The sequence below is a fragment of the Granulicella sibirica genome, assembly GCF_004115155.1.
Classification (GTDB): Bacteria; Acidobacteriota; Terriglobia; order Terriglobales; family Acidobacteriaceae; genus Edaphobacter; species Edaphobacter sibiricus.
In genome coordinates this window covers 776,225-800,696 of record NZ_RDSM01000003.1, presented here as the reverse complement: position 1 = coordinate 800,696, position 24,472 = coordinate 776,225, and the positions used below count along the sequence as shown (strand labels likewise).

Genomic DNA, 24,472 nt, shown 5'->3' with positions numbered 1-24,472 from the left:
CGGAAAGAATCCGTTCCACTGCAGCCTATGGTGCCTGTACTCAGTGCGCCTTCCGAGCCTGCGATCGTGGCCGCAGACTCGGGAAGGGAGGATCAGAATCAGAGGGAGCGAATTACCAGACTTCGGCGAGGATCTCTCCGCCAACGCCTTCGCGGCGAGCCTGGCGGCCGGTCATCACACCCTTGGGGGTAGTCATGATCGAGATGCCGAGGCCACCCTGGACGCGGCGGATCTCATCGCGGCCGAGGTACACGCGGCAGCCGGGACGGGAGATGCGCTTGAGGTCGCGGATGACGGCTTCGTTGTTGGGGCCGTACTTGAGGTAGACGCGGATGACCTTGAGGCCATTCTCTTCGGTCGGCTTGTAGTTCGCGATGTAACCCTCTTCCTTGAGGATACGGGCGATCTCAGCCTTGAGCCTGGAGGCGGGGACGTCAAGCTTCTGGTGGCGGGCGCGGATGGAGTTACGGATGCGGGTCAGGAAGTCTGCTACTGGATCGGTGAGGTTCATCATTCTCCTTCACCTCCCGTTCGCTCCGCGCCGAGCGGCGCGGAGAACCTGCGGAGGTGGTTGGGGAGCGTGCGCGAAGCACAGCTCAGTGATTGAAAGTAAAACGAAGTTCTAAGCTAAACCCGAAATTACCAGCTCGACTTGACGACGCCTGGGATCTCACCCTTGAGCGCAAGCGAACGGAAGCAGAGACGGCAGCAGCCGAACTTCCGGAGGAATGCGCGCGGGCGACCGCAGAGCTGGCAGCGGTTGTGCTGGCGGGACTTGAACTTCGGGACTCGTGCGTCTTTGACGCGCTTTGCGGTGGTTGCCATGATCTGCTCTCTATTCTACCTGCAAAAACGGTTTGGGGCTCGAAAGCCCTGCTAACTCAGTCTGTTATGCGCCGACGCGGAACGGCATGCCGAAGGCCTTGAGAAGGGCGCGGGCTCCGTTGTCGTCCTTGGCCGTCGTGACGAAGGTGACGTTCATGCCCTTGAGCTTGTCGACCTTCGCGTAATCGATCTCGGCGAAGATGAGCTGGTCGCGAAGACCGAGGGTGTAGTTACCACGGCCATCGAAGCTCTTCGAGGAGACGCCGCGGAAGTCGCGGACGCGGGGAAGAGCGATCGAGATCAGGCGATCCAGGAACTCGTACATGTTGTCGCCGCGCAGGGTGACCATCGCGCCGATCGGCATGCCTTCGCGCACCTTGAAGGCCGCGATGGACTTCTTCGCCTTGGTGGTGACGGGCTTCTGGCCGGTGATCGCGCCGAGGTCGGCGACGAGCGGATCCATGATCTTCACGTTCTGGGTGGCTTCGCCAAGACCCATGTTGATGACGATCTTCTCGAGCTTCGGGATCGCCATCGCGTTCTTGATGTCGAGTTCCTTGGCGACAGCGGAGCGAATCTCCGTGTTGTACTTCTCTCTCAGACGAGCTGCCATGATATTTCTTCGCTTTCTCCACGGATGCCGGGGTGGGATGGTCTCCGTCTACCGATGCGTGGGGTGAACCGTTGTTACAGTGTTTACAAACTGGAGAGAAGGGCGCTTAGCGCTTCTTCTCAACGATGGTCACGCCGGTCGAGCGGGCGAACCGAACCTTCTTGTCGCCATCAAGACGCGAGCCAACGCGGGTCTTGTTGCCGTCCGCATCGAGGAGCATGACGTTCGAGATATGAATCGTCGCTTCCTTCTCGGCAATGCCGCCCTTGATGTTGGCCTGGGGGTTGGGCTTGACGTGCTTCTTCATCATCATGACACCCTCGACGAGAACGCGGTTCTTGTCGGCGATGACGCGAAGAACACGGCCCTGCTTGCCCTTGTCCTTACCGGTGATGACTTCAACGCGATCGTTGCGCTTGATCTTAATCTTGCTGGTGACGACGGGCTTGAACTTGGTTGCCATGTTGCTATCCTTCCTCGACAGTCAGGTGAAGCGGGCGGAGCCGGAATCCGCCGTTTAGAGAGTTAGATAACTTCCGGTGCGAGCGAGACGATCTTGAGGAACTTCTTCTCGCGGAGCTCACGAGCGACGGGTCCGAATACACGCGTGCCAACCGGCTCGTTCGCGTCGTTGATGACGACAGCGGCGTTCTGGTCGAAGCGGATGTACGTGCCATCGCGGCGACGGTATTCCTTGCGGGTGCGAACGAGCACAGCCTTGACGACCTTGCCCTTCTTCACGGTGCCATCGGGCGAAGCTTCCTTCACCGCGGCGGTAACGACATCGCCGAGGCCGGCCTTCTTGCCCAGGCCGCCACCGAGCGGCAGGATGACCTGCAGCTTGCGGGCGCCGGAGTTATCGGCCACGTCGAGGATGGATCTCATCTGTACTGACATTGGAATCTCCTGGATGCCGAGGGCTTAGCCCAAACGGCGACAAACAAAACTTCTGCTTATTTTTCTTTACTTCGCGTCGTTGGTCGGGGTGGTAACGACCTTCGCATCGGAGAGCTGTGCGAGCGAGGAGCGGCGAACGATCTCCTCGAGCGACCAGCGCTTGAGCTTCGAAAGTGGCCGGGCCTCACGGATGCGAACCACGTCGCCGACGCGGGCAGAGTTCTGCTCGTCGTGCGCGTAGAATTTCTTGTTCGACTTCATGACGCGCTTGTACTTGGGGTGAGCCTTGCGCATTTCGATCTCGACGACGATGGTCTTCTGCATCTTGGTCGAAACGACGATGCCGACCTTCTCGTTACGGCGAGAGGTCTGGGGGTCGGTGGTTGCGGGGGTGGCAATCTGGGTATCAGCCATGATTAGTTCTTCGCTTTCTTGCGGGCGGTGCGTGTGCTCGCGGGTGGTGCGGTGTGGACCACCGCGGGCGTGGCAGCCTTCTCGGCAGCGAGGGTGCGCTCGCGGGCAATCGTCTTGGCGCGCGCGATATCGAGCTTCAGAATGCGGATCTTCTTAATTCCGTCATTGTTGCCGAGGCTCTTCTGGAAACGGATGCGAAAGAGCTGTTCGCCCGCGGTGTTCTGCTGGGCTTTGAGCTCATCGTCCGAGAGATTGCGAAGCTTTTCGAGTTCCATGATCGTTTTCCTGGTGTTTCCGGTACGAAGGTCGTGTGTGCTTACTTGGCGGCAGCGGCGGTCTTGGCGACGGCGTCGTGACGCATGACGAAGCTGGTCTTGAGGGGGAGCTTGTGTGCCGCGAGACGCATGGCCTCTTTGGCGAGCTCAGGCGTAACGCCTTCCATCTCGAACAGGATCTTGCCGGGGCGGACGACGGCAACCCAGTGATCCGGAGCTCCCTTACCCTTACCCATACGGGTTTCAGCCGGCTTCTTGGTGATTGGCTTATCCGGGAACAGACGGAGCCAGACCTTGCCGCCGCGCTTGATGAAACGCGTCATGGCGATACGGCTGGCTTCGATCTGGCGGTCGGTGATGTAACCGCACTCCATAACCTTCAGTCCGAAATCGCCGAACGAGAGATCGCTTCCGCGCCACGCCTTGCCGCACATGCGGCCGCGCTGCTGCTTGCGATACTTGACCTTCTTTGGCATCAACATGGCAAAACCCTCTTAGTTGCTGGACTGAAGTCCTGGCATACTGCTTTATTCCGATCCGCAGGTTCTAAGTCAACCTGCGGATCCTGATCCTGTTACTTGTACCGGACTTAGAATGCGCCGGTGGTGGTGATGGGCTCACGACGCTTCTTCTGCTCGTAGATATCTCCACGGTAGACCCAGGTCTTGACACCGATGATGCCGTAGGTGGTGTTAGCCTCGGCGAAACCGTAGTCGATGTCCGCGCGCAGGGTGTGCAGCGGCAGACGGCCCTGGAGATACCACTCGGAGCGAGCGATTTCGTTTCCGTTCAGACGACCCGAAACGCGAACCTTGATTCCCTTGCAACCGAAACGCAGAGCCGAATCAACCGACTTACGCATGGCGCGACGGAAGCTGACGCGCTTCTCGAGCTGCAGAGCGATGTTCTCAGCAACAAGCTGGGCATCGAGCTCAGGCTTGTTCACTTCGAGGATGTCGATGAAGACTTCACGCGAGGTGCGCTTCTGAATGTCGGCCTTGAGCTTGTCGATCTCGGCGCCCTTGCGGCCGATGATGATGCCCGGACGCGCGGTGCGGATGATGAGACGGAGCTTGTTGCCCGGACGCTCGACTTCAACGGAGCTTACACCGGCTGCCTTCAGCTTCTCGCGAAGCTCGGCCTTGAGCTTGACGTCCTCAACGAGCAACTTATCGTAGCCGCGTTCGACGAACCAGCGTGACTTCCACGGCTTGTTGATGCCGAGGCGAAACCCATACGGATGGACCTTCTGTCCCATAGCTTCCCTTTATTGTTGCCTTGACTCGGTCTAGCCGGTCCGGCACCCATGCACAATTTCTAAGTTTACCTGAAAACCGCGTATTAGCTACTCAAAATTTTGAGTCGCGATCAGAATCCTAAGCTTTTGCCGCCGCTGCCTTCTTGGGAGCCGCTTTCTTCGCGGCTGCCTTCTTGGCTGGAGCCTTCTTCGCTGCCGTCTTCTTCGCCGGTGCGCCCTTGGCGGCCTTCGCCGTCTCGGTCGTGCCGGTCGTGTCAGCGGCTACCGCGCCCTTTTCGGCGACGGTCACGATGATGTGGCAGAGCCTGCGCTGGTAGCGGAAGGCGCGTCCCATCGGAGCGGGGCGGATGCGCTTCATGCGCGGGCCTTCGTTCGCGATCGCGGTGCGGACGTAGAGGTTATCGATGTCGACATCCAGGCCCTGCTCGTCGGAGACGTAGCTGGCATTCTGGATGGCCGAACGGAGAACCTTTTCGATCACCGGCGCCATGCGCTTGGAGCTGAAGTGGATGGCGTTGATCGCCGCCTCGACGCGGAGGCCCTTGATGAGCTCGAGAACGAGCCGCGCCTTCTGTGGACTGGTGCGCTGAAATTTGGCTTCAGCGCGGAACTCTCGGGGTTGCTGTACTGCGGTCTTTGCCATGATCGTTTCCTTCGGGCTTCACTTGCCCGCGAACTTCTCGAATTTTCTGCTTCGCCTTGTCTTCTTCCGAAGTGCGGCGTATCTATCGCTCTAACTGGATGCGCCGGATTACTTGGGCTTTGCGGAGGATTCGGAGGCGCGCGCCGAGTGGCCCTTGAAGGTGCGGGTCGCCGAGAACTCACCGAGCTTGTGGCCCACCATGTTCTCCGTCACGTAGACCGGGATGAACTTGCGTCCGTTGTGGACGGCGATGGTGTGGCCGACGAAGTCGGGGTGGATGGTCGAGCGGCGCGACCAGGTCCTGAGGACCTTCTTGTCGTTCGCCGCGTTCATGACGTCGATCTTCTTCATCAGGTGAGCGTCGATGAAGGGACCCTTCTTTGCAGATCGTGACATATGTCTTGCTCCGAGTTGCTGGTTGATGCTGGTTGCTGAATACGACGAATCTCAACTTACGAGACTTGGGCTTACTCTCGGCGTAAAAAAAGACTGCGAAATACTTACTTGGTGCGGCGGTTCACGATGAATACGTCGGTGCGCTTGTTATTGCGCGTCTTGTATCCACGTGTCGGCTGGCCCCACGGGGTTACCGGGTGACGTCCGCCCGAGGTCTTACCCTCACCACCACCGTGCGGGTGATCGACGGGGTTCATCGAGACGCCGCGGTTTGAAGGACGAATGCCCTTCCAGCGGTTGCGTCCAGCCTTACCGATGGTGACGTTCTCGTGGTCGGTGTTGCCGACCTGGCCGATGGTCGCCATGCACTCGACGAGCACGCGCCGGGTCTCACCGGAGGGGAGCTTCAGGAGAGCGTAGTCGCCTTCCTTGGCCACGAGGTTAACCTGAGCGCCGGCCGAACGGGCCATCTGCGCGCCCTTGCCGGGACGGAGCTCGATGTTGTGCACGATCGTACCGGTCGGGATGAACTTGAGCGGGAGTGCGTTGCCGACGAGAATATCGGCATCGGGACCGCTCATGATCGACTGGCCGACCTTGAGCCCGACGGGCTGGATGATGTAGCGCTTCTCGCCGTCCACGTAGTTGATCAGCGCGATGCGAGAGCTGCGGTTGGGATCGTACTCGACGGTCGCAACGGTGCCGGGGATGCCGTACTTGTCGCGCTTGAAGTCGATGAGACGAAGCTTCTGCTTGTGACCGCCGCCCTGGTGACGCATGGTCATGGCGCCGGTCGAGTTGCGACCGCCGGTCCGGGGCTTGACGCCCAGGAGTGGCTTGTAGGGCTTGTCGGTCGTGATGTCGTCGTTCACCAGCTTCGTCGCGAAGCGGAGTGTCGGCGTTGTGGGGCGGAATGATTTAATCGGCATTGTTCTGTTCCCTTGCTCTTTGCGCCTCTGTGACGCGAGGCATACGTGAAGCGATATCTGTGAGCTGCGCGGAGATGACCCGGGCGGCTTAGAGGCTGTCGAGGTACTCGGGCATCTTTTCGCCGGCCTTCAGGCGAACGTAAGCCTTCTTCCAGTCGGGGCGGTAGCCGGCGAACTTGCCACGGCGACGTTCTTTGCCTTCGACGGTCGCGGTGCGGACACCGTGGACCTTGACCTTGAACAGCGTCTCGACGGCCTGCTTGACTTCGGTCTTGGTGGCCTTGAGGGCGACCTCGAAGACGAGCGTGTTCTGGACTTCCTTGACGGTCATGCCCTTTTCAGTGATGAGGGGGCGGCGAATGACGGTATAGAGGGTTGGCATTACGCAACCTCCTTCTCGGAAGCCTTGCGCTTCGACGTGTTCTTGGCGAGTGTTTCCTGGATGGCCTCGAAGGCGTCGCGGGAGAACACGGCGTGCTCATACTTGAGCAGATCGTAGGGGTGGACTTCGGAGCTGAGCACAAGCTCAACGCCCGAGAGGTTGCGCGAACCGAGATAAAGGTTCTCGTCGAGCTTCTGGCTGGACTCGACCAGAAGCGTGGTCTTGCCGGCCTCGAGCTTGTTCAGCGCGTTGCGGTAGATCTTGGTCTTGCCTTCCGAAACGGCGAAGGAATCGACGATGGTGAGCTTGCCTTCCGCGATCTTGGCGGCGATGGCCGAGCGCAGGGCACCGAAGAGCTTCTTCTTGGGGAACGCGTACTCATAGCTGCGGGGCTGGGGTCCGTGGACCGTACCACCCGAACGCCAGAGAGGAGAGCGGATCGAACCGATACGCGCGCGGCCGGTTCCCTTCTGCTTCCAGAGCTTCTTACCCGAACCGGAGACGTTCTTGCGGGTCTTGGTGGCGGCGGTTCCCTGACGGAGGGCGGCCCGATAGTGCTTGACCGCCTCCCACAGGAGCGCGTCGTTGATCTCTGCGGTGAAGATGTCGTTGAGTTCGAACTCTGCGACCTTCTCCCCACCCAGATTGACTACGTTGATGTTTGCCATCTTCTTCTCTCTTCTTGCCCGCCATCGATGCGGCGAGCCCTGACTTTGTTTGCGAGCCCCGATGCTGTGAAAACTCAGGGCTCTCTGTTGGGAAGCTTTTTCTTTACTTCTTCTTGGACGGCGCAGCCTTCTTGGAGGCCTTGAGAGCATCCTTCGTGGCGGCACCGGCAAACCCACGACGCTCACGCGGCGGAGCCTTGGCCTTCGAGATCAGGACGAAACCATCACGCGGTCCGGGGACTGCGCCTTCAACCAGGATGAGGTTGTCCTCGAGGTCGATGCCGCGGATGCGGAGGTTGCGGACCGTGATCTGGGCATGTCCCATGTGACCGGGCATACGCTGGCCAGGGAAGACGCGCGAGGGGAACGACGAAGCACCGATCGAGCCCTGCACTTGGAACATGTGACCGTGCGACTTGGGTCCGCCGCCGAAGCCGTGGCGGCGAATGACGCCCGCGAAGCCGCGGCCCTTGGAGGTGCCGATGACATCGACGAAGCGCTCGTCGTTGAAGATGTCGACCAGAACGCGATCGCCAGCCTTGACGGCGTCTTCCACATCATCGCCAGCCTTGGCGACTTCGATGCCGACTTCCTTGATCATCTTGACGGGAGGCACGTTCGACTTCGCGAAGTGACCGGTCATCGCCTTGTTGATCTTGGACGCCTTGACGAAGTCGACGTAGCCGATCTGGGCGGCGTCGTAGCCGTCCTTCGCGACGGTCTTGAGCTGGGTGATGACGCATGGGCCAGCCTTGAGAACGGTAACGGGATGAACATCTCCACGCTCGTCAAAGATCTGGGTCATACCAATTTTCTTACCAAGGATTCCTACGACTGACATACTGAGTTCCTTTCCTCATCATGCTCGAGAAGAGCACTGCCGGGTGAATGGTGCGAAAACGTAAAGGCCTTTGTTACGAGGCTATTTTTGTACCGTCTTGATCTCAACGTCGACGCCAGCGGGAAGATCGAGCTTCATGAGCGCATCCACCGTCTGCTGCGTGGGCTCAAGGATGTCGATCAGGCGCTTGTGCGTACGAATCTCGAAGGCCTCGCGCGACTTCTTGTCAACGTGGGGCGAGCGCAGAACGCAGTACTTGTTCTTCATCGTCGGGAGCGGAATGGGTCCGGCAACCTGAGCTCCGGTGCGCTTCGCCGTCTCGACGATCTCGCCGGTGGACGTGTCAAGCACGCGGTAGTCATACGCCTTCAAACGGATTCTGATTCTCTGTCCAGCCATGTGATTCTCTTTCTTCCTGCAAAGATCGTTTGGAGTGCCTGCCGGTCATTTCCTGCTTACATCTCAATGGGCCGACAGGCCTCGATATATAAAAACAAGCAACAGCTTTTGTTATAAAGCCTTATTTTACTTGATGATCTCGGAGATGGTACCGGCTCCGACGGTGCGTCCGCCTTCGCGGATAGCGAAGCGCAGACCCTTCTCCATCGCGACCGGCGTGTGCAGCGTGATCTCGAGCTGAACGTTATCGCCAGGCATCACCATCTCGATGCCAGCCGGCAGCTTCGCCGATCCGGTCACGTCGGTGGTGCGGAAGTAGAACTGGGGACGGTAGCCGTTGAAGAACGGAGTGTGACGTCCGCCTTCTTCCTTGCTCAGAACGTAGATCTCGCCCTTGAACTCGGTGTGCGGCGTGATCGAACCAGGCTTCGCAAGCACCATGCCACGCTCGACATCTTCCTTCGCGATACCGCGCAGGAGGAGGCCGGCGTTATCTCCGGCGAGGCCTTCGTCAAGCTGCTTCTTGAACATCTCGACACCAGTGCAGACGGTCGCGCGCGTGTCGCGGAAACCGACGATCTCGCAGGCTTCGCCCACCTTGATCTTGCCACGCTCGATACGGCCGGTGACCACGGTTCCGCGACCCGAGATCGAGAAGATGTCTTCGATCGGCATCAGGAACGGCAGGTTGACCGCACGCTCGGGCTGGGGAATGTACTTGTCGACCGCGGCCATGAGCTCGTCGATCTTGGCTTCCCACTGGGCTTCGCCGTTGAGCGCGCCGAGGGCCGAACCACGGATGATCGGGGTGTCGTCGCCGGGGTAGTCGTACTTCGAAAGGAGCTCGCGGACTTCCATCTCGACGAGTTCGATGAGCTCTTCGTCTTCGACAGCATCGCACTTGTTCAGGAACACGACGATGAAGGGAACGCCGACCTGACGGGCAAGGAGAACGTGCTCCTTCGTCTGGGGCATCGGGCCGTCGGTGGCGGCGACCACGAGAATCGCTCCGTCCATCTGGGCGGCGCCGGTGATCATGTTCTTGATGTAATCGGCGTGGCCCGGGCAGTCGACGTGCGCGTAGTGCCGGTTCGCCGTTTCGTACTCGACGTGCGAGGTCGCGATGGTGATACCGCGCTCGCGCTCTTCCGGAGCGTTGTCGATGGTGTCGAACGAACGGAACGTGTTGTTCGGGTTGTGCTTCGACAGAACCTTCGTGATCGCCGCGGTCAGCGTCGTTTTGCCGTGATCGATGTGGCCAACCGTGCCAATATTGACGTGCGGCTTAGACCGGTCAAACTTTTCCTTGCCCATGACTGCTCTCCGTATTGCTTACTGCGTTGACTGCTCAATCTGTTGGCGGCCTAAGGAAGATAAGGCCAAGAATTTGCTGTCTTTCTTTACTTCGGATCCTTGCCCTGCACCTTGGCGATGATCTCTTCCGAGACCGATCGGGGCGCTTCCTCGTACTGCTTGAACTGCATGGAGTAGTTCGCGCGACCCTGGGTCGCACCGCGCATGTGCGTGGCGTAACCGAACATGGTCGAGAGCGGCACACTGGCGCGAATCGCCTGGGTGTTGCCGACCATCTCCATGCCTTCGATACGTCCGCGGCGGCTGTTAAGATCGCCGATGATGGTTCCCATGTAGTCCTCGGGGACCGTCACTTCGACTGCCATCACTGGCTCGAGCAGAACCGGCTTCGCCTTGCGGGCCGCCTCCTTGAAGGCCATCGAACCGGCGATCTTGAATGCCATTTCGTTCGAGTCAACGTCATGGTAGCTGCCGTCGTAGAGCGAGACCTTGATGTCGACCATCTCGTACCCAGCCAGAACCCCGCCCTGCATGGCTTCCTGGATGCCCTGATCGATCGGCTTCACGTATTCCTTGGGAATCGTGCCGCCCTTGGTGTCGTTCGAGAACAAATAACCCTTACCAGGCTCGTTGGGCTCGATGCGAATTTTGGCGTGACCGTAGTTACCCGAACCACCGGTCTGACGAATGTACTTGCCTTCCGCTTCGGCGTTGCCGCGGATGGTCTCGCGGTAGTTGACCTGCGGCTTGCCGACGTTTGCTTCGACCTTGTACTCGCGCATCATGCGATCGACGATGATCTCAAGGTGAAGCTCGCCCATGCCGGCGATGATGGTCTGACCGGAGTCGACGTCGGTGCGAACGTTGAACGTGGGATCTTCCTGCGCCAGCTTGGCGAGGGCGACGCCCATCTTCTCCTGGTCGACCTTGGTCTTCGGCTCGACGGCGACTTCGATGACGGGCTTCGGAAAGTCGATCGATTCGAGGACGACAGGGTTCTTGTCCGAGCAGATCGTGTCGCCAGTGATGAGGTTCTTGAGGCCAACGGCGGCGCAGATATCGCCCGCCATGATCTCCGATATCTCTTCCCGCTTGTTCGCGTGCATCTTGAGCAGGCGGCCGATGCGCTCGGTCTTGCCGGTGCGCGGATTCAGCGTCGTATCGCCGGTCTTCAGCACGCCCGAGTAGATGCGGATGAAGATAAGCTGACCGACGAAGGGATCCGTCATGATCTTGAAGCCGAGGGCAGAGAGAGGCTCGCTGTCATCAGCCTTGCGGATGATCTCCTCTTCCATGTTGTCGGGATTGTGCCCGATCATGGGAGGAATATCGAGCGGGCTCGGCAGGTAGTCGACGACGGCATCGAGCAGGGTCTGCACGCCCTTGTTCTTGAAGGACGAACCGCAGAGGACCGGGAAGATGTTCATCGCGATCGTCGCCTTGCGGATACCAACCTTGAGCTGCGCTTCGGTCGGCTCTTCGCCCTCGAGATACAGGTTCATGATCTCGTCGTCGGAGTCGGCCACAGCCTCGATGAGAACGCCGCGTGCGGTCTTCGCGGTCTCAAGCAGATCCGCGGGGATCTCCTCGACCGTGTATTCCGCGCCCATGGTCTCATCGTGCCAGTAGATGGCCTTCATCGTGACGAGATCGACGACGCCAAGGAACTTCGCCTCGGCACCAATCTGGATGTTGATCGGAATCGCGCGGGCTCCGAGACGATCGACGATGGTCGAGGTCGCGTAGACGGCGTCGGCTCCGGCCTTATCCATCTTGTTGATGAAGCAGATGCGGGGAACCTTGTATTTATCGGCCTGACGCCAGACGGTCTCGGACTGGGGCTGCACGCCGGCAACGGCGTCGAAGCAGGCAACCGCGCCATCGAGCACGCGGAGGCTGCGTTCCACTTCAGCAGTGAAGTCGACGTGGCCCGGCGTATCGATGATGTTGATGCGGATGTTCTTCCAGGTGCAGGTGGTCGCGGCGGAGGTGATGGTGATGCCGCGCTCCTGCTCCTGCTCCATCCAGTCCATGGTCGCAGTGCCCTCATGCACCTCTCCGATACGGTGCGTGATGCCCGTATAGAAGAGAATGCGCTCGGTCGTCGTCGTCTTTCCGGCGTCGATGTGCGCCATGATCCCGATATTCCGGCAACGATTCAGCGGTATAGTGCGTGCCACAGTCTTGATCTCTATCTGCTGGCCCAGGCCAGCGGTTCTAAATCCAAGGTCAAATTACCGAACGAAGCAGGAACTTCCGATTACCAACGGTAATGAGCGAATGCCTTGTTGGCTTCGGCCATACGGTGGACGTCTTCCTTCTTCTTCATCGCGGCGCCACGGCCGTTGGCTGCATCGAGCAGCTCGGCGGTGAGCTTGTCGACCATTCCCTTTTCGCCGCGGGCGCGACCATAGGTCACGAGCCAGCGGATAGCGAGTGAGGTGCGGCGCTCAGGGAGAACTTCGATGGGAACCTGGTAGTTAGCTCCGCCCACGCGGCGGCTCTTGACTTCGAGTAGAGGCTTGCAATTCTCGATGGCCTTCTTAAAGAGCTTGAGGGCCTCGTCGCCACCCTTCTGCTCGAGGTTCGTCATGGCGGTGTAGAAGATGCCCTGGGCGGTGGACTTCTTGCCGCCCCACATCATCGAGTTCACAAACTTTGTGACCAGGGTCGAGTTGTAGACCGGGTCGGGAGCAACTTCACGCTTGGCGATGTAACCTTTACGGGGCATTTCTTCTCTTTCTCGTCTTCCTCCAGCGCCGGACTTCTCAAGAGCTGGACATGGTTGATGGGGCCGGACTTACCCGGCCCCGGAACTTGACTACTTCTTCTTGCCGGTCGGGGCGGCTGCGCCGGCCTTCGGACGCTTCGCGCCGTACTTCGAGCGGCTCTGCTTGCGGTTCGCGACGCCGACGGAATCAAGCGTGCCGCGAACGACGTGGTAACGAACACCCGGTAGATCCTTCACGCGACCGCCGCGGATGAGCACGATCGAGTGCTCCTGCAGGTTGTGGCCGATGCCCGGGATATAGGTGGTGACTTCGATGCCATTGGTGAGGCGGACGCGGGCGACCTTGCGGAGGGCCGAGTTCGGCTTCTTGGGGGTCTGGGTGTAGACGCGGGTGCAGACGCCGCGGCGCTGGGGAGAGCCCTGGAGGGCGGGGCTGGCAGTCTTGTAACGGGTCGGCGTGCGGCCCTGCTTGACGAGTTGATGGAACGTAGGCACTGGTGAAACTCCTTAGGTCTTACCCAAATCGGTTGATTCGGGCTCGGCGCAGGGCAGCTCCCTCGCTCGATCCGTTGTATGTAGCCGCACACACGAAGGACGGAACACCAAAGTGGCGTTCCGGGCGAAGTCCTGAATCCTGCGCGCGGCCGTACTGCTGACTGCAAACCACGCGTTTGCTGCTTTCACGTCTGAGGTGATAACAGTCGACGGTGACCGTACTTGCTGCCGCCCGGGGAGGCATGCTGCAGTCGGCTCCGTTTCGCTGTCCCGGCCCACATAGCCCATCCTTTGGATCCCGTGAGGGTGGAGGGTGTCGCAGGCACGATTGCGATAGGTCACAGAATTCTGCTTCCCTTTCTCTTTGCGGAAGCTCTGTGTTGAATCTCTTGTATCCAGTTGCCGCCGTCACTTCCCGGCGAATGGCTCCGGATATTCGCGGAACCTTCCTACGGTACCAAAATCCTGGTGGAGCGTCAAGACTACCGCGACGATTCTGCGGCCTAGCGGGCGGCGAGGGTGCGGAGGACGGTGACGTTGCGGGCTTCGTCACCGGGCGCGTCGACGGGGGTTTCGGCGATGAAGGCGCAGTGGGCAAACCGCGAGTCGTGGAGGAGGCGGCGAAAGGCCTCGGCACCGATGGTGCCTTCGCCGATGTGCTCGTGGCGGTCCAATTTGGAGCCCTGTGAAGCTTTGGCGTCGTTGCAGTGCCAGAGGCGGACGGTTTCAGTGCCTATGCTGGCGCCGACGAGTGACATGGTCTCTTCGTAACCTGTGGAGGTGACGATGTCGTAGCCGGCGACGTGCATGTGGCAGGTGTCGAGACAGACGCCGACGGGGGCGCACATCTGCAGGCGTTCGACGAGTTCGGCTACCTGCTCGAGGCTTCCACCGAGGGAGAACTCGGCTCCGGCGGTGTTTTCGATGAGGATCTTGAAGTCCCTGCCCTGCCAGGGGAGGCCGTCGATGGCTTTTTCTATCGATTGTGCGGCGAGGCGGAGGCCCTCTTCGCGAGTGAGGCCCTTCCAACTTCCGGGATGGAGGACGAGGTATTCGGCTCCAAGGGCGAGGGCGCGTTCGACTTCGCAGCGGAAGGCGGAGATGCTGTTTTCGCGGACGCTTCCGGTCTGGCTGCAGAGGTTGATGAGGTAGCTGGCATGGATGGAGACGGGACCGATGGCGAGCTCCTTGCGGAGGTCGTGCATCTTCTTTGCATCTTCGGGCTTGACGTCGGCGGCGCGCCACTGGCGGGGGCTCGAAGAGAAGATCTGGAAGGTGTTTGCGCCGGCCTCGACGGCCCGGTTGACTGCTGTCCAACATCCGCCTGCGGTGCCGAGATGGACACCAATGTGCTTCCGCTTCATTCCTGCTGCTGCCATCCGTCTATCTTAACGTGCGCAGAGGCGATGTATGATCCGGCAAGCTCCGTTGCCACAATCCGTACCACTGGAAATTGAAAGGTTGAACATGCCGGAACCTGTGCAGGACCTGAAACATCATGCGAGCCGCGACTTCCCCTTCCTACTTGCCATGCTCGTGCTGGCTGTCGCGTTCGTCATGTCGATCGTTCGCATGGTTCATCATCACTTCGGGTCGAACAGCATTCTGCATGTGTTCGTCGCGTTTGCGCTGCTGATCATCGGGAGCAAGGCGCGGTCGAACGCGTTGAAGGTGCAGGATCGAGTGATTCGGCTGGAAGAAAGGCTGCGGTTTGAGAGACTGCTTCCGGAGTCTCTGCTGGCGCAGACGGGCGAGCTGACGGTGAAGCAGTATGTGGCGCTGCGCTTTGCTTCGGATGCGGAGCTTCCGGCGCTTGTGCTGCGGACGGTGAAGGAAGGGCTGGAGCCAAAGGCGATCAAGGCGGCGATCGTGAACTGGCGTGCGGACCACAGTCGGGTTTAGCCCAAAGGTTCATAGCGCGGAGGTGGTAGGCGACGAGACGAAAGCCTGAGCGCTTTTCGGCACTGGTGCTATTTCCGGCGCCGGTTATGGCTCCTATATTTGGGTCTGCAAGTAAAACAGACGCCGATTCGGAGTACGCAATGCCCGTCAGCGAACGCCTGAAAGACCAGACCAAGACTCGGACTACACCGAGCGCGGCACCCGCAGAAGCGCACCGGCTTCACATTATTTCCGCTTCCAGTAGGGCCCGGAGTACGAACGCACGACTGAAGCGCACTCTTTTCGACCCTGTGGGTCAGCCAGCTCGATTTGACGCGGCGCGCATGAGCGCGCAGAGGCATGGCGTGGCAAGAACGCCAAAGGCGAAACACCGTGGCCTACACCTGGTGTCCCGCCCTTCGACGACGCGCGAGCTAGTAGACGTCTCGCTGGTACCGTTTGTCTTTTTTCATCTGCGCAAGGTACTCGTTGGCTTGGTCAAGGGTGCCGTTCGACCCTTTGGCAATCGCGTCGAGAAGAGCAAGCTCCACATCCTTGGCCATACGGGTCGCGTCTCCACAAACGTAAAAATAAGCTCCGCGCTCTAGCCAGGCATAGACGTCGGCGGCGTGCTCCTGGATGCGGTCCTGGACGTAGATCTTTTTTGCCTGATCGCGGGAGAAGGCAGTGTCGAGGCGCGTGAGGAAGCCGTCGCGGTGCATCGACTCGAACTGATCCTGATAGAGGTAGTCGAGGGCGCGGCGCTGTTCCCCAAAAAAGAGCCAGTTGTCGCCGGTTTCGCCCTTGACCCGGCGCTCTTCGAGGAAGGAGCGGAAGGGCGCAATGCCGGTGCCGGGACCGATCATGATGATGGGCTTGGTGGTGTCTTCCGGCAGACGGAACTGGCCGTTCGCATGAAGGAAGATGGGCATCTGACCGCCGAGAGGCGCGCGCTCACCGATATGCCCGCTGCAGAGACCCTGGCGTTCCTTGCCGTGGGAGTCATAGCGAACGACGCGGACGGTGGTCTGGACGACGTCAGGGTGGGCTAGCTGGCTGGACGCGATGGAGTACATGCGCGGGGTGAGACGGGCTACGACCTGGAAGAGCTGCTGCGGCGCGGTGATGACACCGGGAAAGTCGTGAATGAGGTCGATGAGCTCACGGCCCCAGCAATACTCCTCAGCGCGGGCTTTTCCGTCGGCTCCGGCCATGGCCTTGAGGCCGGCGTGGTCGGGTGCGAGCTTAGCGAGCTGGTTGATGCTGGAGCGGACGAGCTTGCCGATCTGGAGACGGGTGCGCACTGCCTCTTCGAGGGAGATTTCGACCTTGTAGTGGTCGAGCACGCGCTCTTCGCCGGTGTAGTTGAGGGCCTTGAGGATCTCTTCGACGGCAGCGGGACGGTTGGTGGGGAGGATGCCGACGGCGTCACCGGGCGTGTACTGCATCCCCTCGTCGAGGGTGAGTTCAAGATGGCGGGTTTCTTTCTCGGAGCCGGGAGCGGTGAGCAGCTCATTTACCGTCACTTCGGAGAGGAAGGGGTTGTTGCGGGTGTAGCGGCTCGCGTGCGCGGCAGCCGGTGCGGATACTTCAGTCGCTTCCGTGGTCTCGGTCATCTCTTCATCTTAAACGGAATCCGGGCTCGATGACAGCGGAAGGGCCAATTCTGTTGAGTTTTCCTCGATGTGGACTCGCCGCGTCTATCTTGTGCGCCTGTATACTTCAACCACCCGAAAGAGAGCGACCGGCACGTGACAGCTACCGGCCATACCCGCGTGATGGCACGTTGAATCGAGCGTTTGATCGTGCCGCAGGCATTTGGTTCGGGCTCAGCACCGGGCTTTTTCTGGCGCTTTTCTGGATACTTCACCGGGTCCGCCTGCTGATATACGACGATGCGTTCATCCATCTGCGGATTGCTCGCAACCTCGCCCTGAGCGGGAGGGCTTTCTGGAATCCCGGGGAGCGGGTGATGGCGACGTCCTCGCCGGTCTGGACGGTTCTGCTCGCGGTCTCGGGCGTGTGGAGACATCGAGCCTGTCTTTCGATGCTCCCGATCATCGAGGCACTCCTGGTGGCCTGGTGCGCCACCCTTGCATTCCGGATCGCGCTCGTGGTTCTTCGAGGCTCATGGCCCGATCGCGGGCTCGCCCGGCATGTGTTTCCCACGCTGGCTGGCGGGGGCACGATCCTTCTGCTGATGAGCAGCGCTTACGCCCAAATGGAGTCTCCCCTGGCGATCGGTTTACTGCTGGCAGCGGCTTACAGCTTTCTGCGTGGTTCTCGGTGGGGCCTTGTGTGGCTGTCGTTCGCTGCGTTGACGAGGCTGGAAATGCTTCCGCTTCTTGCCCTGGCTCTGGTCTTTGCGGCCGGGGTGCGTAAGGTTGTCGACGCGTCGATTGCGGCCGCGACGGTCGTTGCCGTGTTTGCGGGTTTCCTCTTCTGGCAGTTTGGCGTGGTCCTGCCGAACTCGATGCATGCCAAGAGCATCGGCTATGGGCTTAGCCATTCGGACGCCTTCGGGCAGTTCTTTCCGCCGCGCCTGACGGGCCATTTCTTTCTGTGCGGTCTTTTGGGCTTTTTTCTTTGCGTCCTGATCGATTGCTCTTTCGGAACGCGTCCGGCTGGAGAGAAGGATTTTCGCTGGCTGCCAGCGATTTCGTTCTCCTGGGGCATGATCGTCATCCTCGAATACACGGTCGAATCCGCCATGATGTTCGACTGGTACCTGCCGTTGATTTACGTTCCGCTGCTCCTGGGACTGCTGCTTTATCGTCCTGCGGGGAATGCGAGCCTCTGGCTGCGGGGAACGCTTCTGTCCACTGCTATCTTGGGACTTACCACGATCATGATTCATCCGGTCAAGAGCTTTGCCAGGCTGCTTGTGCCGATTGTGCGCGGTACGCCTGAAGCCGTGGGTCAGTTCGATGGGTTCGCCGGATTCCGTGTTCATCAATACTTCGAGGTTGGCGCCACGCTCCATGCGACCTGCCCGAGCGGGAGGGTGATGAGCCCGGAGATAGGGGCGTTGGGTTTCGGCTTCGAGGGCCATGTCGATGACGCGTTTGGGATCGCCTCGCCGCTGGCCCTGGCCTTTCAGCCGCTGCGGTCGGGAGCGGCTTCCGGCGGAGTTCCCGCAGGGTATGTGCATGCGCTCCACCCGGACGTGATCGTGAGCTATGACTTTCTCGCCACGGAGGTCACAAACGACGCTGAGTTGATGAAAGAGTATCGGCTGACCGGTATTACCTCGGCCATGCACTCATCGACGACGGGGAGACAGATCGAGGCCGGATGGATGGGGTCACGTCATCTGAATGTTTTCGTCCTTCGAGGCGGGCGGTGCGATACCGGCGCCGTCGCTTCGGGGTTGGGGAATCTTCGGTTTTAGAACGGGCGGCGTCACTTGTTTTTCAACGGATGGGGGAACGTCAGTTTGACTACCGATCGCGCGAAACGACGTCACCGCTTGCGTCGCAGCGTTGCGGTGACAGCTCGATGAGTTTACCTTAGGGCTCGACGAGGTGGCGGACGTCGGCGGCAAGTTGGTCTACGGTGTCGGAGAAGGCGGCATCGCGATTCTTCTTGCGGAAGGCGAAGTCGACCTGTTCGACGAAGCCCCAGAGGGCTGTGTGGGTCTTGCTGTCGAGGATGCCGACGCGGACCTGAGGCTTGGCGATCTCGGGTGGGTCGACGAAGCCGATGGCGAAGACGACGTCGGCTTCGGCGGGGTCGCCGACGAGTTCGTAACGGCCCCAGGACTTCATTGCGTTGAAGAACTCGCTATAGGCGCGTTCAGGGCCTCCGCTGTAGCGGGAGGGGAAGCTGGTGACGTCGCCGAGCTCGTAGGAGATGAAGGCCTTCTTCCCCTTTACAAGCGGCGACGGGACGGGGGCCTGCATAGTGTTGATGCCGACGGCTGCGGAGCTTCGTTGCTGGGTGTGGCCGGTGGTGGTGAAGACTGCGAGCAGGATTGCGGTGGTGATCCAGTGCCTGGTTGCGGTGGACATAGGTTCTCCTCGATGCCTGCTGAAGAGACGATGGTGGGCTGGGCTAAGCCTCACTCGCCTCTCGCGGAATCGATAGGTTAGTCTTCTCGTGCAGATTGCGCACCGAAACGAGGTCTCGATGCAAGTTTCCACTTCGCTGGGTCCACGAACGCCTCACGATAAGAATGCCCCGGTCTTCCCTGCCGGGCAGATGGTTCCGTTTGCGCTGGTCACAGTGGTTTTCTTTCTTTGGGGGATGTCGAATAACCTCACGGACATCTTGGTGCAGCAGTTTCGGAAGTCATTCGAGCTGAATTTATTGGAAGCGCAGCTTGTGCAGACGGCGGTGTTTTTGGCCTATGGGACGATGGCAATTCCGGCGGCGCTGCTGATGCGGCGGTTTGGGTACCGGGTGGGGATTCTGACAGGGCTTTGTGTGTTTGCTGGCGGGACCCTGCTGTTCTGGCCGGCTGCGGTGATTGGGCAGTATGCGCCGTTTCTGTTTGCGCTCTTTGCTGTCGGGTGTGGATCCTCGATTCTGGAAACGGCGGCGAACCCGTTTATTGCGCAGTTCGGGGATCCAGCTACGAGTGAGCGGAGGTTGAACTTCGCCCAGGCATTCAACCCTCCGGGGACAATCACCGGCGTACTGCTGGGGACGTGGTTCATTTTCTCGGGGGTTGAGAATACCCCGGCGCAGGTTGCTTCGATGAAGGCGGCGGGGACTTATGCAGCCTACCTGCACTCGGAGATTATGCGGGTGGTCCCGACTTACGTGATTCTCGGATGCGTGGTGCTGGTGCTGGCGTTTGTGATCAGCCGGGTGAAGTTTCCGGATCACCTGGATACGAATCCGAATGCCGGTCCTTCGGACCCGATCGACCAAGGGAGCTTTGGGTCGCTGCTCAAGTATCCGCATCTGTTCCTGGCGGTGGTGGCGGAGTTCGGGTGCATCGGGGCGCAGATCGGGACGTGGAGCACATACATTCCTTATCTGAAGGCTTACACGTCGGTGACGGAGAGACAGGCGGGGTATCTGCTGACGGCGCATCTGATCGCGTTCGGGCTGGGGCGGATCTGCTCGACGCCGTTGATGCGGTATATCGCGCCGGGAAAGATGGCGGGCACGTACGCGGTGATCAATATCGGGTTGATGTTTGTATGCATTACGCATCCGGGAATGATGAGTGGTTACTTGATGATTTTGACGAGCTTCTTCATGTCGATCATGTATCCGACGATCTTTGCGCTGGGCGTGAAGGGACTGGGAGCGAATACGAAGTTGGGGGGGAGTCTGATCGTGATGTCGATCGTGAGCGGGGCGGTGTTTCCTCCGCTGATGGGCGTGGTGGCGCGGTCGACGGGAGATCTGGCGGCAGGGTACTGGCTGCCGGTGGGAGGCTTTGTGGTAGTGGCTCTTTATGGGCTGCTTGGTGGGCGGGTGACGGGGAAGGCGACGGTGCATGATGTGGAGATGGCTCCGACGCTGTGATCAGTTAGAAGAACGGTAGAGGGGATTGATAGGCGCACATGATTAAGACGGGCATTCTGAATCCGCAATTGAACTCGCTTCTGAGCCGCGTCAGGCATACGAACACGCTGGTGATAGCCGACCGTGGGTTTCCGTTCTGGCCGGGGTTGGAGACGGTCGATTTATCGCTGGTAGACGACGTTCCACGGGTGGTGGATGTTCTGCGCGCGATTCAGATGAACTGGGTGGTGGGACGAATCTGGATGGCGGAAGAGTTCCGGCACCACAACACGGCAAGTGCGCTGGCAGCGATTACGAGCATGACAAGCCCGATCCCCATCTGCTGGGAGTCCCATGTGGATTTCAAGAAGCGGGTGCCGTCCGCGATCGGGCTGATCCGCACGGGGGACACGACGCAGTACGCCAATATGATTCTCGAATCGGCGTGAATCTGCGAAGGCGTTTCGTCGAGCGGACGCAGGACATCCTTTCACCGCTTCCTTGAGGGTTGCGGTTTCGAGTACCTTTGTTCTTTTTCCTGGGTGATGCCTGGACGGTTCGTGAGCGGCCTCAACAGAGGTGTGCGAGGACTCAGCCTACCTCGGTTAGAGGCAGACGGTCAGTGCAATCAAGCAGAGAACGACAGCGGATTTAACGGCAAAGCGGATCTCTTCGTTCGACATAGGTCCCATTCTGTGCCGGCTTCCTGAGGCGACCGGACGATCAATTGTATATCAAATGGACATAAACTGTCCTTACAGCGCCGGCACGTTGAAGTGAACCCGCCATCGCCAACCTGAAACCGGACTACAGATACTGCAATTCTTCAGCGTGTCGAACAAAGTACCTTTGGTGACCTGCCCCGGAGGATGTTCAGGAGCCGTATCTCTGCCCAACACCACTAGAACATCTGCCGGCGAAGTGGCGAATCCCACGATGGTGGTACCTGTGGGGTAACTACTCTCCCTTGTGGCCGGCCGTGGGCGTGTGAACGGCGAAACTGTCAGTACAGCTATCGATCCGAGCTTCTTGGTAGGCTGGAGGGGACAGCGACCCATCGTGGTCGCGAAAGATGCCGGGGGATTCGCGATGTCGAGGACGCAATCAACGATGGTGAAGCTGGGGACGCCAGCTCCGCCGTTTGAACTGGTGGATGTAGCGAGCGGGCGGGCGATAGGGCGCGACGATGTGGCCGCGATGGCCTGGGACGATGAGGCTCGGGATCAGACGAACCGCCGCTCCGGTGGCGGGCCTTCGAAGACGGGACGGCGTGGGCTGCTCGTCATGTTCATCTGCGTACATTGCCCGTATGTGAAGCATGTGGAGGAGGAGTTGGCGCGGATCGGCGTTGACTTCGAGGGGGAGGTCGCGATAGTGGCGATCTCTTCGAACGACATAGAAGCGTATCCGCAGGATGGGCCGGAATTCATGAAGGCCCAGGCGGAGAGGCTTGGGTTCCGCTTCCCCTACCTGCTGGATGAGACGCAGGAGGTCGCTCGGGCTTACGACGCGGCTTGCACGCCGGACTTCTTCCTGTTCGATGCGGACATGAACCTTGTGTACCGGGGGCAGCTCGATGACTCGCGGCCGCGGCGTAAGGACTTCGGGAACGACATTCTCGTGACCGGGAAGGACCTGCGGAAAGCGATGGATGAATTGATTCGCGGGATTCGCCCGGATACAAATCAGACGATGAGTATTGGGTGCAACATCAAGTGGAAGGAGTAGGGCCTTGTGGGGGGATTGTTCACTGCAAACGCAAATTGCCTTGGGGAATGATAACCAGATGAGCAAGGGCAAGGACGAGTAAGCCCCGGATGTTTTCCGAGGCCTATTCGTCCATATGAGCTGAGGTCCTGGCTTAAGCAGTTGTCCCGTCGGAGCCGTGGATCTTCACGAGCTTGTTGTAGATTCCGAGGATGAGGAATGGTGCAACCCACTGGCCGACGTAGAGGGCGAGGTGATCCTTCTTGGCAGCCTTGCAGGCGATAGAACCTCCGATGGAGGCGAGCGCCAGGCCAAGGTAAATAGACGATGGTACCTGCGCTGTGTATTTCTCGATGGCTGCTGTGAGCTGGTCTTCCTGTGCTTCACCCTTCGCTACACGATAGTCGGTCATTACAACTCTCCTTGGGCGGCTCGGCCGCGCATAGGGATAGAGATGCCGATTCTGGAGGGATGTAGACCTGTCTCGATGTGAATTTTGCTGGGGTGAATGTTTTCAGCCCTTTTTTGGCAAACAGTGGACTCCACTCGGACTTAGGCGTGCACCGGAACACCGGAACCCTTCTCGATGTTGGTGATCTCCCCGTCACGCATGGTGAGAATGCGATCGGCGACCTGGGCCGCCTCGGGATTGTGGGTGATCATCAGGACGGTCTGGTTGAGCTCGCGGCTGGAGGTGCGAAGCATGTTGAGGACGGCGTCTGAGTTCTTGGTGTCCAAATTGCCGGTGGGCTCGTCGGCAAGGACTATAGACGGGCGGGTAATGAGAGCACGGGCGATGGCGACGCGCTGCTGCTCGCCACCAGAGAGTTCATTCGGGCGATGGTCGAGCCGGCCTTGGATGCCGAGAAGGCCGGCGAGGTGATCAAGCAGGGACAGGTCGAGTGTGGTCTTGGTGGCGGCGCCGAGGTTGGCGATGTCGTGTGCGATCTCGATGTTGCCCATGGCGGAGAGGGTGGGCAGGAGGTTGAAGCGCTGGAAGACAAAGCCGATCTTGGCGCGGCGCATCTTTGTACGTTCCGCGTCGGAGAGTTTGGCGAAGTCTACGCCGTCGATGAGGACAGAGCCAGTGGTCGCCGCGGTGAGGCCGCCAAGGATGTAGAAGAGGGTCGACTTACCCGAGCCGGAGGGGCCAACGATGGCGACGAACTCCCCGGGCTCCACGCTGAAATTGACATTGCGAAGGGCGGGGACTTGAAGCTTTCCGGAGCGGTAGGTCTTGCCGAGATTCTGGGCGGTGATGATGGGCATAGCGTTCAGGGACTCTCTCGTGCGAGCGCGATGGTTCGCACTGCGCTAGGGTAAAGTCTACCCGAGTGAGGTTCGCGATGCGCGTTTTCGAGTGGCTGCTGGGAGGTGTTGCTGGATGGACGGCGATTGGCGTCCTCGGGACACTGCTGGCACTCGCCACGGGTGACAGGCCGAGGGCGCGGCGAAGCGTGCTTTGGATCGTGGGCGTGCTGGTGGTGTATGTGGGCGCCGTGGTGCTGACTGGGCATTTTCAGGCCCAGCGCGTCCTGGTTCCAGGGCAGGAAGAGTGCTTCGATAGGATCTGCTACGCGGTGGCTGGCGTGCAGTCAGTCGGAGAGTTCAAAGGGAGAGGCGGAGGGCGCTTGTTACAGGTTGCGGTTCGTGTGGCGAACCGTAGCGGTGAACAGCGGGCAGTGAATGGGATCGAGGCTTACCTGATGGATGGATCGGGAAGCAAGTGGGGACGGACGGTTGGTCTTGGGGGGGTGCCGCTGACGTTGCGGCTTCCCGCTGGAGGACAGACTGAAAGCCAACCAGTGTTTCGAGTCGAAGGTGGAGACGGGGAGCTCTCTCTTGTACTGACGCGGGGATGGACGGGCTGGGGATGGCTTGTGATTGGAGACACCGACAGCCTCGGCCACAAGCCTACCGCGCTGCGTCTGCGGTAGGCGCCGGAGTCAGTTTGGGATCAAGCGAAGTGAGGCTGGCCGAAGAGAAGCGAATGCAGGGTGATGTCTTCGAGGAAGGCTAGTTCGAGGCGGATGGTGATCAGCTTCGCTTCGCCGGTTGCCAGGTAGCGCTGGCAGTTGCAGAGATCGACCATGGACTGATGACCGCGACGGGTGAGTTCGAGGCCGGTGGAGAGCAGGGCGGCGTAAAGATCCATTGCTGACCGGAGCTGGATTTCGAGGCGAAGCTCAAGCGTTGTTGCGGAGATGGTTCTGCGGTCTGTAATCCAGGCTCCGCAGTGGGAGACCATGGCAGTGAGACTGGGGACCAGTCCGTGGCGCTCTTCGTAGGTATGAGCTTGCAGGTCGATGGATTGCATGTTTGGTGTCCTCGCGGCTTTGGGGTT

At 60.0% G+C, this 24,472-nt stretch carries 32 protein-coding genes; 6 read left to right on the top strand and 26 right to left on the bottom strand.

Features of this window, described 5'->3' with window-relative positions:
• Positions 1–112 precede the first annotated feature (112 nt).
• From rpsH to GRAN_RS19925, 21 genes are all read right to left on the bottom strand, one after another.
• The gene (gene rpsH, locus GRAN_RS20025) at positions 113–511 is read right to left on the bottom strand and encodes a 30S ribosomal protein S8 (protein WP_128914790.1); all 399 of its coding nucleotides are present in this window, start codon (positions 509–511) and stop codon (positions 113–115) included.
• 128 nt (positions 512–639) lie between these two features.
• Positions 640–825 (bottom strand): type Z 30S ribosomal protein S14, encoded by a 186-nt coding sequence (locus tag GRAN_RS20020; protein WP_128914789.1) that lies wholly within the window; start codon positions 823–825, stop codon positions 640–642.
• Positions 826–889: 64 nt separating this feature from the next.
• Positions 890–1,438, bottom strand: coding sequence for a 50S ribosomal protein L5 (rplE, locus tag GRAN_RS20015; protein ID WP_128914788.1), 549 nt, complete (start codon positions 1,436–1,438; stop codon positions 890–892).
• Between the two features lie 106 nt (positions 1,439–1,544).
• The gene (gene rplX, locus GRAN_RS20010; RefSeq protein ID WP_128914787.1) at positions 1,545–1,901 is read right to left on the bottom strand and encodes a 50S ribosomal protein L24; all 357 of its coding nucleotides are present in this window, start codon (positions 1,899–1,901) and stop codon (positions 1,545–1,547) included.
• A 62-nt stretch (positions 1,902–1,963) separates the two neighbouring features.
• Entirely contained in the window at positions 1,964–2,335 is a 372-nt protein-coding gene (gene rplN, locus GRAN_RS20005) for a 50S ribosomal protein L14 (protein ID WP_128914786.1), read from the bottom strand.
• Positions 2,336–2,401: 66 nt separating this feature from the next.
• A complete protein-coding gene (gene rpsQ / locus GRAN_RS20000) occupies positions 2,402–2,749 on the bottom strand; it encodes a 30S ribosomal protein S17 (protein WP_128914785.1) in 348 nt (115 codons plus the stop codon).
• 2 nt (positions 2,750–2,751) lie between these two features.
• Complete coding sequence (gene rpmC / locus GRAN_RS19995) at positions 2,752–3,024, bottom strand: 50S ribosomal protein L29 (protein ID WP_128914784.1); 273 nt, start codon at positions 3,022–3,024, stop codon at positions 2,752–2,754.
• 41 nt (positions 3,025–3,065) lie between these two features.
• Positions 3,066–3,506: a 50S ribosomal protein L16 gene (gene rplP, locus GRAN_RS19990; RefSeq protein WP_128914783.1), complete on the bottom strand. Its 441-nt coding sequence runs from the start codon at positions 3,504–3,506 to the stop codon at positions 3,066–3,068.
• Between the two features lie 107 nt (positions 3,507–3,613).
• Positions 3,614–4,282: a 30S ribosomal protein S3 gene (gene rpsC / locus GRAN_RS19985; protein ID WP_128914782.1), complete on the bottom strand. Its 669-nt coding sequence runs from the start codon at positions 4,280–4,282 to the stop codon at positions 3,614–3,616.
• 118 nt (positions 4,283–4,400) lie between these two features.
• Complete coding sequence (rplV, locus tag GRAN_RS19980; protein WP_128914781.1) at positions 4,401–4,925, bottom strand: 50S ribosomal protein L22; 525 nt, start codon at positions 4,923–4,925, stop codon at positions 4,401–4,403.
• A gap of 108 nt (positions 4,926–5,033) precedes the next feature.
• Complete coding sequence (gene rpsS / locus GRAN_RS19975; RefSeq protein WP_128914780.1) at positions 5,034–5,321, bottom strand: 30S ribosomal protein S19; 288 nt, start codon at positions 5,319–5,321, stop codon at positions 5,034–5,036.
• A 104-nt stretch (positions 5,322–5,425) separates the two neighbouring features.
• Positions 5,426–6,250, bottom strand: a complete 825-nt coding sequence (gene rplB / locus GRAN_RS19970) for a 50S ribosomal protein L2 (protein ID WP_128914779.1) — start codon at positions 6,248–6,250, stop codon at positions 5,426–5,428.
• An 88-nt stretch (positions 6,251–6,338) separates the two neighbouring features.
• The gene (locus tag GRAN_RS19965) at positions 6,339–6,632 is read right to left on the bottom strand and encodes a 50S ribosomal protein L23 (protein WP_128914778.1); all 294 of its coding nucleotides are present in this window, start codon (positions 6,630–6,632) and stop codon (positions 6,339–6,341) included.
• Positions 6,632–7,300, bottom strand: a complete 669-nt coding sequence (gene rplD, locus GRAN_RS19960) for a 50S ribosomal protein L4 (protein WP_128914777.1) — start codon at positions 7,298–7,300, stop codon at positions 6,632–6,634. Before rplD ends, GRAN_RS19965 begins: the two co-directional genes overlap by 1 nt.
• Before the next feature lie 103 nt (positions 7,301–7,403).
• Positions 7,404–8,141: a 50S ribosomal protein L3 gene (rplC, locus tag GRAN_RS19955; protein ID WP_128914776.1), complete on the bottom strand. Its 738-nt coding sequence runs from the start codon at positions 8,139–8,141 to the stop codon at positions 7,404–7,406.
• 81 nt (positions 8,142–8,222) lie between these two features.
• Positions 8,223–8,540 (bottom strand): 30S ribosomal protein S10, encoded by a 318-nt coding sequence (gene rpsJ / locus GRAN_RS19950; protein ID WP_013581294.1) that lies wholly within the window; start codon positions 8,538–8,540, stop codon positions 8,223–8,225.
• A 126-nt stretch (positions 8,541–8,666) separates the two neighbouring features.
• The gene (gene tuf, locus GRAN_RS19945; RefSeq protein ID WP_128911566.1) at positions 8,667–9,854 is read right to left on the bottom strand and encodes an elongation factor Tu; all 1,188 of its coding nucleotides are present in this window, start codon (positions 9,852–9,854) and stop codon (positions 8,667–8,669) included.
• Between the two features lie 86 nt (positions 9,855–9,940).
• A complete protein-coding gene (gene fusA / locus GRAN_RS19940) occupies positions 9,941–12,034 on the bottom strand; it encodes an elongation factor G (RefSeq protein ID WP_128914775.1) in 2,094 nt (697 codons plus the stop codon).
• An 80-nt stretch (positions 12,035–12,114) separates the two neighbouring features.
• Positions 12,115–12,585 (bottom strand): 30S ribosomal protein S7, encoded by a 471-nt coding sequence (gene rpsG / locus GRAN_RS19935; protein ID WP_089409352.1) that lies wholly within the window; start codon positions 12,583–12,585, stop codon positions 12,115–12,117.
• A gap of 90 nt (positions 12,586–12,675) precedes the next feature.
• Positions 12,676–13,080, bottom strand: coding sequence for a 30S ribosomal protein S12 (gene rpsL / locus GRAN_RS19930; protein WP_128914774.1), 405 nt, complete (start codon positions 13,078–13,080; stop codon positions 12,676–12,678).
• A 503-nt stretch (positions 13,081–13,583) separates the two neighbouring features.
• Entirely contained in the window at positions 13,584–14,459 is an 876-nt protein-coding gene (locus tag GRAN_RS19925; protein WP_128914773.1) for a deoxyribonuclease IV, read from the bottom strand.
• Positions 14,460–14,547: 88 nt separating this feature from the next.
• Between GRAN_RS19925 and GRAN_RS19920 the strand changes: the two genes are divergently transcribed.
• Complete coding sequence (locus GRAN_RS19920; RefSeq protein ID WP_128914772.1) at positions 14,548–14,982, top strand: DUF6526 family protein; 435 nt, start codon at positions 14,548–14,550, stop codon at positions 14,980–14,982.
• A 413-nt stretch (positions 14,983–15,395) separates the two neighbouring features.
• Here GRAN_RS19920 and GRAN_RS19915 read toward each other — a convergent pair whose 3' ends face one another.
• Positions 15,396–16,577, bottom strand: a complete 1,182-nt coding sequence (locus GRAN_RS19915; RefSeq protein ID WP_128914771.1) for a diflavin oxidoreductase — start codon at positions 16,575–16,577, stop codon at positions 15,396–15,398.
• Positions 16,578–16,747: 170 nt separating this feature from the next.
• On the opposite strand from GRAN_RS19915, the gene GRAN_RS19910 reads away from it, so the two are divergent.
• Positions 16,748–18,352, top strand: a complete 1,605-nt coding sequence (locus GRAN_RS19910; RefSeq protein WP_128914770.1) for a hypothetical protein — start codon at positions 16,748–16,750, stop codon at positions 18,350–18,352.
• Between the two features lie 118 nt (positions 18,353–18,470).
• On the opposite strand, the gene GRAN_RS19905 is transcribed toward GRAN_RS19910, so the two are convergent.
• The gene (locus GRAN_RS19905; protein WP_128914769.1) at positions 18,471–18,971 is read right to left on the bottom strand and encodes a hypothetical protein; all 501 of its coding nucleotides are present in this window, start codon (positions 18,969–18,971) and stop codon (positions 18,471–18,473) included.
• A 118-nt stretch (positions 18,972–19,089) separates the two neighbouring features.
• On the opposite strand from GRAN_RS19905, the gene fucP reads away from it, so the two are divergent.
• The 3 genes from fucP to GRAN_RS19890 all read left to right on the top strand — a co-directional run bounded on the left by fucP (position 19,090) and on the right by GRAN_RS19890 (position 22,149).
• Positions 19,090–20,442 (top strand): L-fucose:H+ symporter permease, encoded by a 1,353-nt coding sequence (fucP, locus tag GRAN_RS19900; protein WP_241655036.1) that lies wholly within the window; start codon positions 19,090–19,092, stop codon positions 20,440–20,442.
• Positions 20,443–20,480: 38 nt separating this feature from the next.
• Complete coding sequence (gene rbsD / locus GRAN_RS19895; RefSeq protein WP_128914768.1) at positions 20,481–20,870, top strand: D-ribose pyranase; 390 nt, start codon at positions 20,481–20,483, stop codon at positions 20,868–20,870.
• Positions 20,871–21,510: 640 nt separating this feature from the next.
• A complete protein-coding gene (locus GRAN_RS19890) occupies positions 21,511–22,149 on the top strand; it encodes a thioredoxin family protein (protein ID WP_128914767.1) in 639 nt (212 codons plus the stop codon).
• A gap of 133 nt (positions 22,150–22,282) precedes the next feature.
• Here GRAN_RS19890 and GRAN_RS19885 read toward each other — a convergent pair whose 3' ends face one another.
• Positions 22,283–22,540, bottom strand: a complete 258-nt coding sequence (locus GRAN_RS19885; RefSeq protein WP_128914766.1) for a hypothetical protein — start codon at positions 22,538–22,540, stop codon at positions 22,283–22,285.
• 140 nt (positions 22,541–22,680) lie between these two features.
• Positions 22,681–23,397 carry an ABC transporter ATP-binding protein gene (locus tag GRAN_RS19880; RefSeq protein ID WP_128914765.1) on the bottom strand — a complete coding sequence of 239 codons (717 nt, stop codon included), beginning with the start codon at positions 23,395–23,397 and terminating at the stop codon, positions 22,681–22,683.
• 77 nt (positions 23,398–23,474) lie between these two features.
• Here GRAN_RS19880 and GRAN_RS19875 point away from each other — a divergent pair, with 77 nt between their 5' ends.
• A complete protein-coding gene (locus GRAN_RS19875) occupies positions 23,475–24,065 on the top strand; it encodes a hypothetical protein (protein WP_128914764.1) in 591 nt (196 codons plus the stop codon).
• 20 nt (positions 24,066–24,085) lie between these two features.
• On the opposite strand, the gene GRAN_RS19870 is transcribed toward GRAN_RS19875, so the two are convergent.
• Positions 24,086–24,445, bottom strand: coding sequence for a hypothetical protein (locus tag GRAN_RS19870; RefSeq protein ID WP_128914763.1), 360 nt, complete (start codon positions 24,443–24,445; stop codon positions 24,086–24,088).
• Between the last annotated feature and the right edge of the window lie 27 nt (positions 24,446–24,472).

Bases quoted from the DNA above. Each gene is read 5' to 3' on its own strand.
- rpsH (WP_128914790.1), bottom strand. From the start codon at position 511: ATGAACCTCACCGATCCAGTAGCAGACTTCCTGACCCGCATCCGTAAC.
- GRAN_RS20020 (WP_128914789.1), bottom strand. From the start codon at position 825: ATGGCAACCACCGCAAAGCGCGTCAAAGACGCACGAGTCCCGAAGTTC.
- rplE (WP_128914788.1), bottom strand. From the start codon at position 1,438: ATGGCAGCTCGTCTGAGAGAGAAGTACAACACGGAGATTCGCTCCGCT.
- rplX (WP_128914787.1), bottom strand. From the start codon at position 1,901: ATGGCAACCAAGTTCAAGCCCGTCGTCACCAGCAAGATTAAGATCAAG.
- rplN (WP_128914786.1), bottom strand. From the start codon at position 2,335: ATGTCAGTACAGATGAGATCCATCCTCGACGTGGCCGATAACTCCGGC.
- rpsQ (WP_128914785.1), bottom strand. From the start codon at position 2,749: ATGGCTGATACCCAGATTGCCACCCCCGCAACCACCGACCCCCAGACC.
- rpmC (WP_128914784.1), bottom strand. From the start codon at position 3,024: ATGGAACTCGAAAAGCTTCGCAATCTCTCGGACGATGAGCTCAAAGCC.
- rplP (WP_128914783.1), bottom strand. From the start codon at position 3,506: ATGTTGATGCCAAAGAAGGTCAAGTATCGCAAGCAGCAGCGCGGCCGC.
- rpsC (WP_128914782.1), bottom strand. From the start codon at position 4,282: ATGGGACAGAAGGTCCATCCGTATGGGTTTCGCCTCGGCATCAACAAG.
- rplV (WP_128914781.1), bottom strand. From the start codon at position 4,925: ATGGCAAAGACCGCAGTACAGCAACCCCGAGAGTTCCGCGCTGAAGCC.
- rpsS (WP_128914780.1), bottom strand. From the start codon at position 5,321: ATGTCACGATCTGCAAAGAAGGGTCCCTTCATCGACGCTCACCTGATG.
- rplB (WP_128914779.1), bottom strand. From the start codon at position 6,250: ATGCCGATTAAATCATTCCGCCCCACAACGCCGACACTCCGCTTCGCG.
- GRAN_RS19965 (WP_128914778.1), bottom strand. From the start codon at position 6,632: ATGCCAACCCTCTATACCGTCATTCGCCGCCCCCTCATCACTGAAAAG.
- rplD (WP_128914777.1), bottom strand. From the start codon at position 7,300: ATGGCAAACATCAACGTAGTCAATCTGGGTGGGGAGAAGGTCGCAGAG.
- rplC (WP_128914776.1), bottom strand. From the start codon at position 8,141: ATGTCAGTCGTAGGAATCCTTGGTAAGAAAATTGGTATGACCCAGATC.
- rpsJ (WP_013581294.1), bottom strand. From the start codon at position 8,540: ATGGCTGGACAGAGAATCAGAATCCGTTTGAAGGCGTATGACTACCGC.
- tuf (WP_128911566.1), bottom strand. From the start codon at position 9,854: ATGGGCAAGGAAAAGTTTGACCGGTCTAAGCCGCACGTCAATATTGGC.
- rpsG (WP_089409352.1), bottom strand. From the start codon at position 12,585: ATGCCCCGTAAAGGTTACATCGCCAAGCGTGAAGTTGCTCCCGACCCG.
- GRAN_RS19925 (WP_128914773.1), bottom strand. From the start codon at position 14,459: ATGGCAGCAGCAGGAATGAAGCGGAAGCACATTGGTGTCCATCTCGGC.
- GRAN_RS19920 (WP_128914772.1), top strand. From the start codon at position 14,548: ATGCCGGAACCTGTGCAGGACCTGAAACATCATGCGAGCCGCGACTTC.
- GRAN_RS19915 (WP_128914771.1), bottom strand. From the start codon at position 16,577: ATGACCGAGACCACGGAAGCGACTGAAGTATCCGCACCGGCTGCCGCG.
- GRAN_RS19905 (WP_128914769.1), bottom strand. From the start codon at position 18,971: ATGTCCACCGCAACCAGGCACTGGATCACCACCGCAATCCTGCTCGCA.
- fucP (WP_241655036.1), top strand. From the start codon at position 19,090: ATGCAAGTTTCCACTTCGCTGGGTCCACGAACGCCTCACGATAAGAAT.
- rbsD (WP_128914768.1), top strand. From the start codon at position 20,481: ATGATTAAGACGGGCATTCTGAATCCGCAATTGAACTCGCTTCTGAGC.
- GRAN_RS19890 (WP_128914767.1), top strand. From the start codon at position 21,511: ATGTCGAGGACGCAATCAACGATGGTGAAGCTGGGGACGCCAGCTCCG.
- GRAN_RS19885 (WP_128914766.1), bottom strand. From the start codon at position 22,540: ATGACCGACTATCGTGTAGCGAAGGGTGAAGCACAGGAAGACCAGCTC.
- GRAN_RS19880 (WP_128914765.1), bottom strand. From the start codon at position 23,397: ATGCCCATCATCACCGCCCAGAATCTCGGCAAGACCTACCGCTCCGGA.
- GRAN_RS19875 (WP_128914764.1), top strand. From the start codon at position 23,475: ATGCGCGTTTTCGAGTGGCTGCTGGGAGGTGTTGCTGGATGGACGGCG.
- GRAN_RS19870 (WP_128914763.1), bottom strand. From the start codon at position 24,445: ATGCAATCCATCGACCTGCAAGCTCATACCTACGAAGAGCGCCACGGA.